The sequence below is a fragment of the Marivirga aurantiaca genome, from assembly GCF_016679925.1.
GTDB lineage: Bacteria > Bacteroidota > Bacteroidia > Cytophagales > Cyclobacteriaceae > Marivirga > Marivirga aurantiaca.
The window spans coordinates 439,016-455,579 of the sequence record NZ_JAEQBW010000003.1 but is presented as its reverse complement, the minus strand read 5'-3'; the positions used below and the strand labels follow the sequence as shown (position 1 = coordinate 455,579).

15 protein-coding genes are annotated in these 16,564 nt (G+C 38.0%); 13 read left to right on the top strand and 2 right to left on the bottom strand.

The features are described from left to right. Positions 1 to 51: 51 nt before the first annotated feature. The 3 genes from JKA74_RS09980 (at position 52) to JKA74_RS09970 (ending at position 2,840) form a co-directional block, all read left to right on the top strand. Positions 52 to 372, top strand: a complete 321-nt coding sequence (locus tag JKA74_RS09980) for a YnfA family protein (protein ID WP_201431032.1) — start codon at positions 52 to 54, stop codon at positions 370 to 372. A 439-nt stretch (positions 373 to 811) separates the two neighbouring features. Beyond that, a complete protein-coding gene (locus tag JKA74_RS09975; RefSeq protein ID WP_201431031.1) occupies positions 812 to 1,693 on the top strand; it encodes a Cbp1 family collagen-binding glycoprotein adhesin in 882 nt (293 codons plus the stop codon). Positions 1,694 to 1,868: 175 nt separating this feature from the next. Continuing rightward, positions 1,869 to 2,840, top strand: coding sequence for a calcium/sodium antiporter (locus tag JKA74_RS09970; RefSeq protein WP_201431030.1), 972 nt, complete (start codon positions 1,869 to 1,871; stop codon positions 2,838 to 2,840). Positions 2,841 to 3,129: 289 nt separating this feature from the next. On the opposite strand, the gene lpxB is transcribed toward JKA74_RS09970, so the two are convergent. Continuing rightward, the gene (gene lpxB / locus JKA74_RS09965; protein WP_201431029.1) at positions 3,130 to 4,233 is read right to left on the bottom strand and encodes a lipid-A-disaccharide synthase; all 1,104 of its coding nucleotides are present in this window, start codon (positions 4,231 to 4,233) and stop codon (positions 3,130 to 3,132) included. A gap of 564 nt (positions 4,234 to 4,797) precedes the next feature. On the opposite strand from lpxB, the gene JKA74_RS09960 reads away from it, so the two are divergent. After that, positions 4,798 to 5,901, top strand: a complete 1,104-nt coding sequence (locus JKA74_RS09960) for a WG repeat-containing protein (protein ID WP_201431028.1) — start codon at positions 4,798 to 4,800, stop codon at positions 5,899 to 5,901. Positions 5,902 to 6,072: 171 nt separating this feature from the next. Here the strand turns inward: JKA74_RS09960 and JKA74_RS09955 are convergent, their stop codons facing one another. Next, positions 6,073 to 6,408, bottom strand: a complete 336-nt coding sequence (locus tag JKA74_RS09955; protein WP_201431027.1) for a single-stranded DNA-binding protein — start codon at positions 6,406 to 6,408, stop codon at positions 6,073 to 6,075. Between the two features lie 312 nt (positions 6,409 to 6,720). Here JKA74_RS09955 and JKA74_RS09950 point away from each other — a divergent pair, with 312 nt between their 5' ends. The 9 genes from JKA74_RS09950 (at position 6,721) to JKA74_RS09910 (ending at position 16,458) form a co-directional block, all read left to right on the top strand. Then, positions 6,721 to 6,852 (top strand): tyrosine-type recombinase/integrase, encoded by a 132-nt coding sequence (locus JKA74_RS09950; RefSeq protein ID WP_201431026.1) that lies wholly within the window; start codon positions 6,721 to 6,723, stop codon positions 6,850 to 6,852. Between the two features lie 72 nt (positions 6,853 to 6,924). Next, the gene (locus tag JKA74_RS09945) at positions 6,925 to 7,452 is read left to right on the top strand and encodes a hypothetical protein (RefSeq protein ID WP_201431025.1); all 528 of its coding nucleotides are present in this window, start codon (positions 6,925 to 6,927) and stop codon (positions 7,450 to 7,452) included. A 242-nt stretch (positions 7,453 to 7,694) separates the two neighbouring features. Next, positions 7,695 to 8,453 (top strand): hypothetical protein, encoded by a 759-nt coding sequence (locus JKA74_RS09940; RefSeq protein WP_201431024.1) that lies wholly within the window; start codon positions 7,695 to 7,697, stop codon positions 8,451 to 8,453. Positions 8,454 to 9,541: 1,088 nt separating this feature from the next. Further along, positions 9,542 to 10,783, top strand: a complete 1,242-nt coding sequence (locus tag JKA74_RS09935; protein WP_201431023.1) for a hypothetical protein — start codon at positions 9,542 to 9,544, stop codon at positions 10,781 to 10,783. A gap of 136 nt (positions 10,784 to 10,919) precedes the next feature. After that, on the top strand, positions 10,920 to 11,981 hold the full coding sequence (locus tag JKA74_RS09930; RefSeq protein ID WP_201431022.1) for a bestrophin family protein: 1,062 nt from the start codon (positions 10,920 to 10,922) through the stop codon (positions 11,979 to 11,981). A 961-nt stretch (positions 11,982 to 12,942) separates the two neighbouring features. Further along, the gene (locus JKA74_RS09925) at positions 12,943 to 13,371 is read left to right on the top strand and encodes a hypothetical protein (RefSeq protein ID WP_201431021.1); all 429 of its coding nucleotides are present in this window, start codon (positions 12,943 to 12,945) and stop codon (positions 13,369 to 13,371) included. 73 nt (positions 13,372 to 13,444) lie between these two features. Next, positions 13,445 to 14,020, top strand: coding sequence for a zeta toxin family protein (locus JKA74_RS09920; protein WP_201431020.1), 576 nt, complete (start codon positions 13,445 to 13,447; stop codon positions 14,018 to 14,020). Then, a complete protein-coding gene (locus tag JKA74_RS09915) occupies positions 14,010 to 14,201 on the top strand; it encodes a hypothetical protein (protein ID WP_085519221.1) in 192 nt (63 codons plus the stop codon). Before JKA74_RS09920 ends, JKA74_RS09915 begins: the two co-directional genes overlap by 11 nt. Positions 14,202 to 14,316: 115 nt before the next feature. Further along, positions 14,317 to 16,458 carry a penicillin acylase family protein gene (locus JKA74_RS09910; protein WP_201431019.1) on the top strand — a complete coding sequence of 714 codons (2,142 nt, stop codon included), beginning with the start codon at positions 14,317 to 14,319 and terminating at the stop codon, positions 16,456 to 16,458. Positions 16,459 to 16,564: the final 106 nt, after the last annotated feature.

Genomic DNA, 16,564 nt, shown 5'->3' with positions numbered 1-16,564 from the left:
TAATTCCAATTTTGTAAAAAATCCAGTTACTGGTCTCGAAAAAACAAGACATTGAAAGACATACTTTTATTTTTATCTGCCGCAGTTTGTGAAATTTTCGGCTGTTATACATTTTGGCTCTACCTAAGATTAAATAAATCAATTTATTGGGTAATCCCCGGTATTCTCTCGCTTATGGTTTTCGCTTTCCTTCTAACTAAAGTCCAAAGCGAATTTGCCGGAAGGGCTTATGCTGTATATGGAGGAATTTATATAGTTTCTTCTCTGTCATGGCTTTATTTTGTAGAAAACATACCTCCTGACAAATGGGACATTATTGGAGCATCCGTTTGTATAATAGGTGCCATGATCATCCTGTTTATGCCCAGATAGAATTTTTCATGCATCAGTATTTATTTAACACCTGTCTTGGAAAAACAGTCTTACCCGACAATTAATGGTGCTTAAGTTTAAAATCGACCAAAGCTCAATCTCACTGATTATTGCTAGCATGCTATTCCGCGCCAACGGAATTCATGAGAAGCAATCTGTTGGTTGAGCTACACCTTTATACTCTCCGATTGAAATATCAAATATAAAACTTAGCCATCCCCACCTTAGGTATAGGCACCATAGTTTATTTGTCGGACTCAAGGAAAGAGGAATTCTCAAGAAGCCAAATAGCCCCCACTCGACCCGATGAGGCAATCCACTGAAAACCATCAATTTAACCATTGCCTCAATAAAAATAAATTCACTCCTATTCAACTTATTAAACACAATTACGTTGGTGCATCCTACAATCACCAACTATTAACCAAAACAGGGAAAAATGAAAAATTTAGTAATAATAATGTCTTTACTTGTTGTATTTACAGCATGTAATACGGAAGTAAAAGAAGAGAATGAAACATTAAAATCAGAAAATGCCGCATTAAAGGCACAAAATGATTCTCTCAGGGAAGTCAGTCAGGAAAGGAAAGCTTCAGTTGAGAACTATCAGCAAAGGTTGGCAGAAATAGATAAAAACCTTGCTGAAATTACTGCTGATCAATCCATGGTGTCAACATTACAAACAGACATTGAAGAAGTAGACAACAAAGAGGTGGCAGAAGCCATCAATCAAAGAATTGCCAATATGCGCACTTTGATGGAAAACTCAAGAAACAAAATAATGGCTCTGGATAGATCTTTGAGCCAACTTCGTAAACAATCAGGTGCCAAAAGTGAGGAAATTGAGGCATTGGAACAGCGATTGGAGGAAGCAAGCCAGAATTTGATAGATAAACAAGAAGAAATTACTCAACTTACCACTTCCCTGGAAGAACGACTGGCCGAGTTGGGACAACAACTAGAAGAGGAAGTGTCTGTTTCTGAAGAATTAAGAAGAAATTTAAACAGGGCTTATTATTACGTAGGTGAATCTAAAGAGCTTCAGGAAAAAGAAATTGTGACTAAAGAAGGCGGATTTATTGGTTTAGGCAGAGTAAAAGTGATCAATGCCAATGCAGCTGACACTCTATTTACCAGAACTGATAAAACAGATTTGGAGACTATTTTTCTGGATGCTAAAAAAGCCACTCTTATCACCAATCACCCGGAGGGGAGTTATGAACTTGTTGAAGAAGGCGATAAAATAGAAAGCTTCAGAATTACAAACCCAGCGGAGTTTTGGAAAGATTCCAATTACATAGTTATTGAAGTAGACAGATAACAAAATAAAAATCACATCGCTGGAAAGCCCTGTTGTAAAAAACATCAGGGCTTTTTTTGTTATATTAGAGGCATTTGAGGATTTGAGAGGTTAAAATTTTATTCCATTGGAATAAAAACCTCATTATTTACTTTGACGTAGGTCAGAGAATTACATTACTGCTAATTATCTTAATATGACGATTTCCATCCTACTCATTATTTTAGGTTTTGTTCTATTGATAAAAGGTGCTGATTGGATGGTAAATGGGGCAACTTCCCTCGCCAAAAAAAAGCGCGTTTCTGATTTGGCCATCGGTTTAACTATTGTGGCCTTTGGCACCTCTGCTCCCGAATTGGTTGTGAATTCAATTGGCTCTTTTCAAAACCAATCGGATATAGTTTTTGGAAATGTCATTGGTAGTAACAATTTCAATTTATTCTTCATACTGGGCATTGTAGGCCTTATTTTGCCCATCACTGTTCAATCAAGTACCGTATGGAAAGAAATTCCCATATCATTTATAGCTGCTTTATTAATTCTCGGGCTATCCAACTCTTACCTTTGGCAGAACGACCCCATTCTTTCAAGACTGGATGGAGTCATTCTTTTACTCATGTTCGGGTTCTTCTTATTCTATGTGTATAAACAAATGAAAAATGAAGGCATCGCTTTGGAATCCGCACAAATATCCATCGCTATTGAAAATCAGTCAAATCGGAAAATCTGGGGCCTGATTATTATTGGATTAGCCGGACTGGTTATCGGTGGAAAATTAGTTGTTGATAACGCCATAGAAATAGCCACCGAATTGGGGATTAGCAAAAAGATTATCGGATTAACCATTATTGCAGCGGGTACTTCTTTGCCTGAATTGGTAACTTCAGTAGTGGCTGCATTGAAAAAGAACAGTGATATAGCCATCGGAAATGTTATTGGTTCCAACATTTTCAATATTTTCTTTATCCTTTCAATAAGTTCACTCATTAACCCGATAGAGTACAACCGGAATTTTAATATGGATATCTACCTGCTTTTGGGTGGCACCTTCTTACTTTTTATTGCCATGTTTACCGGTAAAAAGAGAAAACTCGATCGCTGGGAAGCAGGCTTACTGCTACTGATATTTATTGTATACACTCTTTTCTTAATCGGAAATGAAACATAATGTTTAAAATAAATCTTCTTAAAATTCAGAATATTTGAAGAAACTACTGCTTTCTAGTGGGATTTTGATTACAGACAGATTAAAGTTCTTAGCTTTCACTGCCGTGGTGAGTGTCTTCACTCACCACTTCTATCTTAATTTTTAATATAATACCTGATTAATCAACTAGTTTATTGTCATTTTTGCCAACTATCCTTTGTATCCACCTCTTTTCGCAAACTACAGTGGTGAGTATCTCCACAAATTGCCGTGGTGAGTGTCTCCACTCATCACTTTCTATTAATAACTCCTAAGACTTCACCCTCTCGTAAATCAGACTTGCTGAAGTTTGCGAAGTTTCCATATCTCCCAATATCTCCTTTAACTGCTTATAATCCTGAATCACCTGCTCACGCTTTGGTTGACCAGGTAAAATAGCATGGAGTTCTTTCTTCAGCTTTTCAACTGTAAACTCCTGCTGAATCAGCTCACGAACAGCTTCCTTATTTAAAATGAGGTTCACCAAAGAAATATAATCCACCTTGATCAGACGCTTTGCAATAGCGTAGGAAACCCCACTAGTTTTGTAACAAACCACTTGTGGGACTTCAAACAAAGCAGTTTCAAGTGTAGCTGTTCCGGAGGTTACAAGGGCCGCTGTGGCACAATTAAGCACATCATAGGCCTGATCGTAAACCAGGCTTACGTTTTCCAGGTTCATTACAGTTTCATATAATGTTGCCTCCAGGTTGGAAACACCAGCTACAATAAAATGATAATCAGGAAAATGGGGCACTATGGCTTTCAGCTTAGCCAGCATATGTAACACCTCTTGTTTTCTGCTCCCGGGCAGAATAGCAATAATTGGTTTTTCAATTTGTTTGGCTACAAAATTCTGATCCGGCTCAAAAGCTTTAATGGCATCCAATAAAGGATTACCAACATAATCCACCTCGTAGTCAAACTTCCTGTAAAACTCCTTCTCAAAAGGTAGGATCACATACATATAATCCACTGATTTTTTAATTTTAAAAGCGCGATTCTGGTTCCAGGCCCAAATTTTAGGAGAAATATAATAATGGGTAGGGATGTTATTCTGATGGGCAAATTTGGCCATCCTCATATTAAAGCCGGCATAATCTATTAAAATCAGGGCATCTGGATTATAATCAAGAATATCTTTTTTGCAGAATTTAATCCGCTTTTGAATAGTATTCAAATGAGTAAATACTTCCCAAAATCCCATAAAAGCCATTTCTTTATAATGCACTACCAGGTCAGCTCCCGCTTTCTGCATGGCTTCGCCACCCCAACAGCGAACCTCAGCTTCCGGATCTGCATTTTTTAAGGCTTTGATCAAATTTCCGCCATGCAAATCGCCTGAGCGTTCACCGGCTATGATATAATATTTCATCGGTTTGCTGGTTCTGTGCGTTTTAGTTCATCCAGACATAGGTGAACGTAAAATTAAGGTATTCCTTTGTAAAACAATGATCGAAATTAATTTATATAAAGTCTGAGATTAAATCTCACAAGAGCGCTCATCTTACTATTGAAAATCAACAGGTTACCTCTTACTCTCACGCAATTTCCTCACAGGACATATACATCAAGGGAAGTAGCTTTCGTACTATTTTTAAAAAATTATTGGTACCTGTTCCAACCAATCATTGCATAATTGGGTCATTATTTTATAAATTACATGTAAATACACATAATAACCGGGCAATAGAAAATTTTTTACCCATTCAAGCATTTAAATGTACATTGGGTGTAACCTACAGTTCTATTATTCAGTTAGTCAAGATAGTTAGTGATGAAAGGGTGCTGCCTGCAAAGGCAGTGCTTTTTTTTATGTTTTTAATGGTAATTTGCCATGCCTCCTTTATCACAATCCCCAACAACAATAATTATTAATAGCAAAGCAGAAGTGGAGTAAATCCTTAGTGATATCATTAAATCTCCTAAATTTGCGGGAATGAAAAATCGTTTTTTCTTTGTCGGAATAATAATGCTATTATGTGTGCAATCCCATGCCCAGCAAAAAAGTAGCTGGGAAGCTTTCTGGAATGCAGACACCACTCATATAGGTTTCAAGGATCATAATGGAGAGGTAAAAATAACCCCTAAATTCATGGGCTTTACCATAGCCAGAAAATTTGATGACATTATTGCCGTAATGGAAGAGAAAAATGGGGAATATGAAAGTTACTATCTCACCAAATCCGGCAAAACTGCAGCTTATGGAGATTTGTTTATCTCAGACAATTCAGCGGATTGTGAGAGCGAAGGCTTCATCAGGTTTCAGGATAAGGAGACTGAGCACATCGGCATGTTGAACAGCGAGGGGAAAGTAGTGGTGCCTGCGGAATACAATGCACTATCCAGGGTAAGAAATGGATATATAATTGCCCTGAAGAATGCACGGAAACATTTCTGGGAAAAACGAAAGCATTCCGGCTGCAATCATTACAGTTGGAAGGGTGGAAAAACCTACCTTATTGATACCAGTAATCAGATCATTATCAAGAAATTTAAGAATGAAAACGCTCTTGACTTCTATTCTCTGGAAAAGACAGCTGAAGTACATCCTGATCAGAACCGGGAAAGTTATCTTGCTAAAGATGGACAGTATTATTCTTTTATTGATTTCAAAAAAACATTCCAGGATTGGCTTTTCAACAATCTGATCAATTCCCTCTCAATGGAAAAGCTGTCTGGTGCTTCTTACAAAGAAATCTATTACTGGAAGGATAACGAAGGATGGGTAAGCCAACCCAAGGAAAAATATCTAGCTGATCATTTTGACCTATTGAAAAAGAGATTACAAGAAACTCAAAAAGAAGGTGCCGATTATTTCATTTCAACAGAAGGCCTTACTATTTACGATTATGAATCAGGGGAATTCAGCCAATTTTTCAACAATTGTGGTCAGGCCAAAGACTGGAAATACCCATTAATGACTTTAGTGATCAGTCATGACACTGATGATGGAGATTTCTATCAGGATCACATAAGCTTCCTGAAAACTGATGAAGGTTATCAATTAATCAATGTGATCCTCCGAAATACTGAAGAGTAATAGTACCAATAGATGATGTTTCCACAATGTATGGAATAGCTCTGCTATTGGATAAATAACACAGACTTGTCCCGTGTCAAAAATACCTCGCCAGTCACAGCTTTATTATTTATTAAAATCCGCAGAGCCCTTGCAGAACTCTGCGGGTAGAAATTTATTTGGAAAGGCTGATTATTTTCCTCCGAGAAGCAAAAGCTCATTCACCTGTATGTCGGTGACATACTTCTTCTCCCCTTGTTTATCTTCATAGCTTCGGTACACCAGTTTGCCGGAAATAGCCACTTCCATCCCTTTGTCGGTATACTTCTCTGCAATCTCAGCTATCTTGCCCCAGGCAGTAAGTCTGTGCCATTGGGTTTCTTCCACCTTCTCCCCTTGTTGGTTTTTGTAGGTTTCATTGGTGGCCAGGTTAAAGTTGGCAAGCTTCTTTCCATTTTCAAAAGTTTTGATTTCAGGTTTTGCGCCTAGTCGCCCAATCAGTTGCACATTGTTTTTTAAATTGTACATGGTTTTTAAATTTTAGTAAAACATTTATTTATTTCAGCTGCCACTTATTCAGCAGCAACATCACAAAGGTGCAGGATGGAGCAAAAGCTAGTCGGGTAATAAATGTTTGAGGTCTTTTGTAGTCGTTTGTAAACGGTTGTAAGCGATTACTAACGAATATTAATAACAGCTAAACCCTATAAAGTTGATGTTGCATTAAAATATAGCGGTAAATGTCTTTGACATCTTTCTTCAGCAAAAAAGGCCACATATGCTCAGACATTCCTTCCTTGCTCTGCCGTAGCGGCTACGCGAAGGTGCAGTGCCACACATTTGCTAGAAGCTGGAACAGATTTACGATATATCCAGCTATTTCTGGGACATGCTTCAACAAGAACAACTGAAGTTTACACGCACGTTGCTACAAATGCTTTTGAAACAATAATAAATCCATTAGATTGCTAAAAATACATTGCGAATAAAACACACTATGGCTATTTTATTCGGATGTTATAGGCTATCCCTGCAAATCGCATAATGAAGAACTCGATAATTTTGCTTTCTGTTTTGTTAACTGCCCTTGGCTGTGCATCAACCAAAAAATTATCAACTCCGCTGGATTTCAACTCTGAAACTGGACTGAACAACATCATGAGAGGGACAACAGAAGAAACAATTCTTCGAACCTTAGGTGAGCCTGAATTTATTGACAGGGAGTGGGAACAGACTGAGAACTTAAAATACTATAACTATTACAGTAAAGGTGTCCAAATTTCGGTCAAGGACAAGAAAGCTCTATGTGTGTTCCTCTTTTATAAGTCGAAAAAATTCAAAAAGTATTCTGGATCGAACAACATTTTCCCACTCGTTCGAACAATAGAAGGGGTCAAATCAACTTTTGGTGAACCGGATTATTTTTCCCAATCAACGAACAAAGAATACGGTGAATTTCCCAGACAAGAGGAAACTTACATTTCGTACGAACAACCTGGTATTTCATTCACATTCTGGAACGGTGAACTGGGAGACATCAGGTTTACTAAGAACCAAGAAGACAGCCTATAACATTGGATAGAGCCGAATGGCCTTAACTACCTTCGAGCCATTTTTACTGCAATTCGGCCACTAAATCTGCCCTGGGAAAGGATGTGGTTATCTGCTGGGTGATTTACGCAGGAGTTTTTGACTTTCCTGGCGCACTGCGAACTTGCCAGTTGCATCACTCGGCAGATTTAGCTACTTTAGATTTTCATAGAACCGGGAGGGCCACTCCCTCTATCCAGGCGTTATGCTTAATTACTTATACAATGAATAAATTTTTAGTTATAGTCCCTTTATTATTTTTGGCTTTATCTTCTACTGCCCAGACGTCAGACAATACAGTCAACAAAACAAGCGAATATAAAACACTTGATTTTAGCTCTTTATTTGTAGGCAAGGAATTTTATTCGGACAACCGAACGGAGAAATACAATAGGGTTGAGCCAATAGGATATTTTGGAAGCACTTATCAAAGAGTTTTTGTCCATTTCATTTCTGTAATTCAGGACCAAGATAATCCCTTAGTATATTTCGTTTATGGTAAGACAAAGCTCAAAGACAATATATCAGTATTTCAGGGTAAAATCATTATTGACGAGATAATTGAATTTAAAAGACATGAATTTCCAAAATTCAATCGTGGAGAAATTACTGGTAAATATATCTTTTTTGAAGACACAAAAAAAAATGGTTCTGGAAAATTCCAAGGACAATTTACTTCTAGCTGGTTAATAAATGAGGAAGAAAGGGTTGAATATGATGGTATGATGCTAGCAGCGGACGGATTTTCAAATAATCAATTTGAAGGAGTTTGGATAAGTTATAATTCGGGGAAAGAATATATCTGCAATTGGGGTGATTACAGAATTCCTAATAGCGGTGATCTTGATAATGGAGCTGGCGAGTTTTTCCCAAGTAAGGAATATCTTAATAGAGGCTGGCAGACTTATCTTGATCAATACGGAGACCCGAGCGAAGCTAAAACCAAAAGAGCGCGAGAATTAGAAAAAGCAAATTGGTGGTAAAAATAAGCATAATCGAGTAGACGGCCGTGAGCCATAAAGCCCACGGTGCGCCTCTCACACCACTGTACGTACGGGTCTTCCCGCTGGTGGCGGGACAGGCTGTATACAGCGGTTCGTCAAGCATAATATAGTCGCTCTTCACACCAACTATATCTCGATTCTACTTTTAGGATAGGGCTAGCAAAGCCTCCCTATCGAATTTTCAAATCACCTGACGTTCAGTCCTTCATCATTTTGTGAGACCTCCGTAGCTCTTACGGCTCGTTACTCATGACTACTATGACTTGCGCCACCGCTAAAGCTAAGGCGACACGCGGTCTGCTGACTTCTTGGCTCATAGAAACCGAATCTATTCAAGACCTCCCCAGAGCCTGTCCCGCCATAGCGGGATAAGGACATATTCCTTCCTCCGATCCCTGCGACATCTACCTAATAGAGATTGTTGGTTACGGGCTTTGCAAAGATGTGCTTGCTTACCCTCTCTATCTGGCCTCCGTATGCCGTTTCTGTTTGTCAGTACCGGATTTTGTAGTCCCACTTTCTTCACTGCATTCCTCACGGAAAACCAGCTTGTGCTTACGCTAAAGCTTCAGCGACACGCGTGCGGCTTACTAACAGGCTTCACCAACTTGCCTGTAAGGGACTTGCACCCTCTGGAATAATATGGTATCTTCGATACCGGATGCCCATACTGGGCACACACAATGGCTAAGATAACATAGGGCAGATAAGGCTTTCGGCAAGGTTCGTTCATTTAGCAAACTTTGGTTTCGGTGGACAAGTAATCGCTTCGAAAGCCCTACGTTTCTTAGCTTGGCGTTATGCGCAACAGCGTTGATAAAATTTAGATGAACTCTTTTCAAGAAGATGTTAAGAAACACCCCTACAAATGTCTTGCGCCTTCGTTTCAGCGCATTGATGATCTGACTCTGTCCGATAATTTCAGAATTTTTACACCCAAAGATTCATTAGTGAATGATTGTGAAATTTCTCTTTCCAAATCAAGTACTAAACATAAATTTCAGTTTGAAATAAAACTGAAGCAACAAATTGTACCATGGAGTAAATTTAGTTTCGAACAATTTGGTTTGAATCAAGAACTTGCTCTTTTGGGAAATGAAAAATCCTTAAATGCATCAGCAAAATCTGTAACAAAGATTTCACTCAGTCTGGGAACTAAAGAAAAGGATTACAAGAGCCTTTTAGGTGAACTATCTGAATTGGATTCAACTCAAGTGGATAACAGTTCTTACTTTCATAGGATAATAGTGCCAACAGAAAAAGAGGTAGAAACTACATTGATAAGTGGCACTTCGTACACAGATAAGAAGACGATATATGGTTATGGCCTAGTGACTGTGTTAATTGATGGTAACTCGTACCATATGTATCGTTTCAGTAACAGAGACAATAAGAAATTTTATTTGATTCTAGAATCTCTTCAAAAAGTTTCATTTGAGACCTTCTCGCTGGATACTGATAGTGCAATCAAAGCACTAAGTCTTATTACTGGGAATTGGTACGGTGACGAAAGATATATTGTACGTTCATCTGAACAGCTATTTAACACTATTGATTCTATTCATTTCCGAACAGCAAGCTATTCGATCATTTCGGGACACAAAATAATTGATCCACATGGTTTTGTAGAGTATATGAAGGCAATGGGTAGAAGTGAATTTAAGAATTCAACTTCAGTTGTTCCGGCCATTTCCTTTTCCAGAATATGTGCAATGATGAAACATGTAGATGAGCTTGAGAGAAGTCTTTTCTTAATTCTAGAGGGAAATAAATCTAAATCTCCAATGTCTAGAATTACATCTTATTTAGTAGCATTAGAGACTTTAGCTTCCTCGATTTCATCTAAGTATCCTGAACATTTCAAGACAATAAAAAACTCTAAGCTTTCTGGAAAAGTGAGAAATTCATTGATAAAAAAACTTGAAGACTATAAGGATGATTTGCCTCCTAACGAATACGAATTGATGACAAGGAAATTGCAGAACATTAATTCCCCTTCCAACATGGATAAAATATTGAAGAGCTTTGAATTATTTGGCATTAAACTCCCTCCTAAGATGAAAAAAATAATTAAGACACGGAACGTGTTCCTTCATGGGAAAACACCTTTTGAAGAAAATGAAGTTAAAGAGAAACAGAAGGAACTTGGTATTGACTCATTGCGAATGCATATGTTGGTATCTGTTCTTTTTTTAAAATTCTGTGGTTACTCTGGCCACATCAAGAATTTGGCAGGGTGGAGACTTTATGACGATAACAGAACCGATCCTAATTTTGAACTAACTGAAGGAATCTACTTTACGATATAAGCGCATAACAAACGATATAGCACATGCCTCTACTGAGCTACTTGAAACTGACATGGAAAACAGAAACTTTACCGATATTTGAAAGAACAGAGGCACGTGCCATATCTGGTCGTTAGCTGCAAAAAAAAATTAAAATATGTACATAAAGCCAGTTTACTCACTAAAAATTGTACTCCTATGGACGAGGAAGTATATCTACTTTTTTTTTCTACTATCTATTGTACCTGTTTTACTGTATGATGTTGTTGGCTTAAAGTGGCTATATCTACCATGGCTTCCAATTGGACTTGTAGGGACATCTCTCGCTTTCATAACCGGATTTAAAAATAATGCTTCATATGAAAGGCTTTGGGAAGCCCGAAAGATATATGGAGGCATTGTAAACGCATCAAGGCTATTAGCAACAATGAGCAATGACTTTATCACTAATGAATTTGCCAGAACAGTGAGAACTGATAATGAATTTCTTAAAATCAAAAAGGTGATTATAATGCGTCATGTAGCTTGGATGACTTCTCTGAGGCATGCTCTTAGAGTCAAAAAACCATGGGAAATGAATAAAGAGCAAATGAAAACCGTAAATGTAGCAGAACACAAAATCTCTCTCGAAGAAGAACTAGATGGATATTTAGATAAAGATGAGAAAGAGTTTGTACTAAGCATGACAAATAAGCAAGCAGCCTGTCTCAACCTTCAATCCCGCCATTTTAAGGAATTAAAATCAGAAGGATTGATTGATGTCTTCCGCCACATGGAGTTTAAGAATATGATTGGCGAACTATTTTCTTTGCAAGGCAAAGTTGAAAGAATTAAAAACTTTCCGTATCCAAGGCAATTTGCCACTCTAAACTTGTTTTTTATTTGGATTTTTATAATACTAATACCCTTTGGAATGATGCATGAATTTCATGAGATAGGACTCGTTATGGCTGAAGACGAAAACATAAGCTTTTTGAATCGTCTTGTTGCTGAGCATTTTGTGTGGATGACTGTTCCAATTAGCATTATTATATCATGGGTGTTTATGCTTATGGAAAGAGTAGGTGACGTATCTGAAAATCCTTTCGAAGGAAGTAGAAATGATGTCCCGATTACTACAATTTCAAGAGCTATAGAAATTGATATTCGAGAAATTATTGGAGATGATAAAAAGGACATACCAAAGCCTTTTCAAAATACTGCTGATACTGAAATGTAAAAAGGAACCAGCAGCTAATCGAGTAGCCCGACCTGAGTCAAATTGACTCAGGTTGAGGCTCTCACACCACTGTACGTACGGGTCTTCCCGCTGGTGGCGGGACAGGCTGTATACAGCGGTTCGTCAAGCATAGTATAGTCGCTCTTTACACCAACTATACCTCGATTCTACTTTTGGGATAGGGCTAGCAAAGCCTCCCTATCGGATTTTCGAATCACCTGACGTTCCGTCCTTCATCATTTTGTGAGACCTCCGTAGCTCTTACGGCTCGTTACCCATGACTACTATGACTTGCGCCACCGCTAAAGCTAAGGCGACACGCGGTCTGCTGACTTCTTGGCTCATAGAAACCGAATCTATTCCAAGACCTCCCCAGAGCCTGTCCCGCCCAAGCGGGATAAGGACATATTCCTTCCTCCGATCCCTGCGACATCTACCTAATAGAGATTGTTGGTTACGGGCTTTGCAAAGATGTGCTTGCTTACCCTCTCTATCTGGCCTCCGTATGCCGTTCCTGTTTGTCAGTACCGGATTTTGTAGTCCCGCTTTCTTCATTGCATTCCTCACGGAAAACCAGCTTGTGCTTACGCTAAAGCTTCAGCGACACGCGTGCGGCTTACTAACAGGCTTCACCAACTTGCCTGCAAGGGACTTGCACCCTCTGGAATAATCTGGTATCTTCGATACCAGATGCCCATACTGGGCACACACATTGCATAAAACCCATTTGCTCACCACCTTGTAGCGAATTGAGTGCTAAATAGCCTGTAATTTATGATTGCTTTTCATAGCTGGCAATCAAGGATAGTGCCTTGGCAAACTGTGGAGCTTAACTATTCTAATGTATTGCAATTAATGAAGTGTATCAGTTTGTGGAGAAAGCATAAATTACTACTTTCAGTATTTCATAGCCTAGTATAGCAAACGGGTTTTATACAGGCGTTAGCAGCAATTTGAAAGAATGACCGAAGAATACAAATATCGACCACCAATTAAATACTTGTACACTGGACTCGGTGGGCTTGTAATATCTGTCATATTTGGACTTGCAATGATTAAAGGAGATGAAATATGGTTTTCGATAATTGTAGGAATATTTTGTTTAATGGGTTTAGCATTGGGAATTGGCTTTTTGACAATATTCTTTAGAAAACTCAATGTTGGAAATCTAAAATTGGGAAATGACTTTCTTGAAATACCAGGACGGTGGAAAGAAAGAACAAAAATAAACTTTAATGATATTTTGGACATTGGAGAAATTGACTCCTACGATAACGTGATTGAGATTGAAAGCAAGCTTGGTATTCATTTAATCGAGCGAAATTGGATGAAACAGAAGGAGTTTGATAACGTCAAAAGGAGACTTCAAGAATATTGGATGAATAAATAAAAAAATTACCTACAAGAGTTTAGGTCATACTTACAAGCATCCAGATTGGCATTAATTTGTATATTTGTTTCGGATGAAAAAACTATACGTCATAGCTGGATGCAATGGAGCAGGTAAAACAACTGCTTCTTACACAATCCTGCCAGAAATACTTGATTGCAAGGAGTTTGTGAATGCAGACGAAATTGCTAAAGGTATTTCACCTTTTCAGCCAGAAAAAGTGAGGATAGAAGCAGGTAGAATGATGTTGAAAAGAATTAAAAACCTGCTGGAGGCTGGTGAGAGTTTCGCATTCGAAACTACACTTTCAACAAGAAGCTATGTTACATTTATTGAGAAAGCCAAGCAACTAGGTTATCAAGTAACCTGTCTATTCTTTCTGCTGGACTCAGAAGAATTGGCTATTTCAAGAGTAGCTACTAGAGTAAAAGAAGGAGGTCATCATATTCCAGAGGAAGTGATAAGAAGAAGATATAAAAGTGGATTGAAGAATTTTTTCAATCTGTTTTTGCACCGAGTGGACAACTGGTTATTTGTAAATAATTCTGGTGACAGCTATGAAATTATTGCAGAAGGTTCATTGAATGATATTACCGTCAACAATGTTTTACAGTGGGAAGAGTTAAAAGAAAAATATTATGGGAACTAAGGAGCAATTAAAAGAAGAACGCGATAAAATTGTAAAAGGACTTGAAGAGACTTACAGAAAACTAGTTCTGTTCAAAAAAGAAAAGAATAGTCCGATGATTGTATTGAGAGAAGGGAAAATTACTGAAGTAGACCCGAACGATATACTACCCACAACATTGTATAAGCGTAATGCGGGTTAAACAGTGAAATTAAGCATTTTTGCTCTTAAGAAACTTTGCGCTAGGCGAAAAATGAATCGCTCTAAAAGCCGCACAACGCTTATACTAATCGTTAGCAGTAAAAACACATCTACCTATGAATGTAAAAATTAAGTTTGTATTATTTAATTTCATATTGTTTGTAAGCTATGCTTGTAAAAATACAGACTCTAAACCGTCCACAGTCGAAGAACTAGCAAATAAAGTCACCATCTTTAGAGATATCTATGGCATTCCACACATTAAAGGCGAAACAGATGAAAGTTTGCTTTTTGGTCTTGCCTACGCACAAGCAGAAGATCATTTTGATAGAATTGAGAAACAAATCATTCGATCTATTGGAAGGTTAGCAGAAGTGGAAGGTGAAAGTGGCAAAGCCAATGATATGCGTGTAAAAGCTTTTGAAATTGAACGGATTTCCAAAGAAGAGTATCATGCGCTTGAGCCACAAATCAAAAAACTTTTCGATGGGTTTGCTGCGGGCTTAAACTACTATCTTAACCAAAACCCAGACGTAAAGCCACAATTAATCACTCATTTTAAGCCTTGGTATTTCATAGCTGACCATAAAGGCAATGCTTTTGGAACTTTAGGGCAAGTGCGAATAAATGATGACATGATTGTGAAATATTTGGAGGATGATGTTAAAGGAATTGGGTCCAACGCTTTTGTAGTAGGTAAAGGTAAATCAAAATCTAAAAATGCCATTTTGGTAAGCAATCCGCACATGGATTATGAGGACCCATATGAATTTCAACTAACGAGTGCCGAAGGCTTGAATTTTTATGGGGCAGTGCGTAAGGGGGGAACGATTTTTCCTGTAGTTGGTCATAATCAGCACTTAGGTTGGACCTGGACTACTAATAACCCAGATGTAGCCGATGCCTATGAAATTCAGTTTGACTCAAAAGACTCTTCAATGTATAAATATGGAGCGCAATACATAGAAGTAGAAGCATATCAAGATACGATTAAGATAAAAACTGATTCGGGCATCTTTTATCAAAATGTAAATTTCCGAAAAACCATTCATGGTCCTATTCTAGCAGAGTCGGAAAGTGGAAAACCCATTAGCATAAAATTAGCCTCCTTACAAAAAGGTGGTATGTTGGAACAACTCTATCGAATGGCTTTATCTCATGACCTCGAATCTTTCAAGAAGGCTTTAGAATTGAATGCGCTTTACGCTCATAACATTTCTTATGCCGATGATCAAGGCAATATCATGTATCTTTATAATGGTCTCATTCCAAAGCGCGATACTTCTTTTAATTGGCAACTGCCAGTCGATGGAAGTCTTACAGAAACGGAATGGCAAGGATTTCATACAATAGAAGAATTACCACAATTACTTAATCCGGCATGTCAATATATTCAAAACTGCAATAACAGACCTTTTGAAACTACTACAAAGGAAAACCCGGACCCAGCCAATTTTCCTGATTACATGACCTACTATCAGCGAAATAGCAATAGAGGCAGGCGGGCTAAAACCCTATTAGACACCTTAGATAATGCAACTATAAACTCTTTAGAAGCAGCTATTTTTGACAGATATGTTGAAAGTGCTCAAGAAGATATTGAAGCGATCAAAAGAGAAGCATACTTAATCGAGAAATTAGACCCGAAGCGTATCGATAATATCCGTGAACCGCTTCAAATGTTAGTTTCTTGGGATCGATACAGCAGCAGTACTTCTGCGGCAACTTCAATTTATTATATCTGGAAATTCAAAAGTTTTCATTTAAAAAGAATAAAGACTGAAAATCACAACATAGTAGCACTGGAACAAACCATTGAGAAGTTAAAAGCAGAAAAAGGTAGTTGGAAAGTTGCTTGGGGTGATATTTACAGACATCAGCGTAGCTTGCAGCCACTTCAATACGATTTTGATAAAGAAAAAACGAGCCATCCCATAGATGGTGGTATTTCATTGACTGGTATCATGTTTGCTTCTGCAGGTCATTTTGAGGGTCATTTACCCGATGTTGGTCTAAAGGGATTAAGCATTCGCGCACAAGGAGGAGATTCTTATGTTTCAATTGTTGAATTTGGAGAGGAAGTCAAGGCGAAATCCATCACTCCTTATGGTGCCAGTGATCACCCGGAATCAGAGCATTATGATGATCAGGCAGAGCTTTATGCACAAGGAAAACTTAAACCAGTCTTTTTTACTGAAGAAGAAATACTAGCGAATTTAAAAGTGAAATATAATCCAGGAGAGATAAAATGGAGATAGCCAGAGCCTAACACTACATATAGCTTATTGCGGGTGAAGTGGTAAACGAAAATTTTGTACATTCAATCAACTTTGGTGCGGGCAGACAAGAAAGCACTTTGAAAAC

What these genes read in the sequence shown, in the direction of transcription:
- JKA74_RS09920 (WP_201431020.1), top strand. Translation starts at nt 13,445, where the DNA reads ATGAAAAAACTATACGTCATAGCTGGATGCAATGGAGCAGGTAAAACA.
- JKA74_RS09925 (WP_201431021.1), top strand. Translation starts at nt 12,943, where the DNA reads ATGACCGAAGAATACAAATATCGACCACCAATTAAATACTTGTACACT.
- JKA74_RS09940 (WP_201431024.1), top strand. Translation starts at nt 7,695, where the DNA reads ATGAATAAATTTTTAGTTATAGTCCCTTTATTATTTTTGGCTTTATCT.
- JKA74_RS09955 (WP_201431027.1), bottom strand. Translation starts at nt 6,408, where the DNA reads ATGTACAATTTAAAAAACAATGTGCAACTGATTGGGCGACTAGGCGCA.
- JKA74_RS09970 (WP_201431030.1), top strand. Translation starts at nt 1,869, where the DNA reads ATGACGATTTCCATCCTACTCATTATTTTAGGTTTTGTTCTATTGATA.
- lpxB (WP_201431029.1), bottom strand. Translation starts at nt 4,233, where the DNA reads ATGAAATATTATATCATAGCCGGTGAACGCTCAGGCGATTTGCATGGC.
- JKA74_RS09945 (WP_201431025.1), top strand. Translation starts at nt 6,925, where the DNA reads ATGAAGAACTCGATAATTTTGCTTTCTGTTTTGTTAACTGCCCTTGGC.
- JKA74_RS09960 (WP_201431028.1), top strand. Translation starts at nt 4,798, where the DNA reads ATGAAAAATCGTTTTTTCTTTGTCGGAATAATAATGCTATTATGTGTG.
- JKA74_RS09975 (WP_201431031.1), top strand. Translation starts at nt 812, where the DNA reads ATGAAAAATTTAGTAATAATAATGTCTTTACTTGTTGTATTTACAGCA.
- JKA74_RS09930 (WP_201431022.1), top strand. Translation starts at nt 10,920, where the DNA reads ATGTACATAAAGCCAGTTTACTCACTAAAAATTGTACTCCTATGGACG.
- JKA74_RS09915 (WP_085519221.1), top strand. Translation starts at nt 14,010, where the DNA reads ATGGGAACTAAGGAGCAATTAAAAGAAGAACGCGATAAAATTGTAAAA.
- JKA74_RS09910 (WP_201431019.1), top strand. Translation starts at nt 14,317, where the DNA reads ATGAATGTAAAAATTAAGTTTGTATTATTTAATTTCATATTGTTTGTA.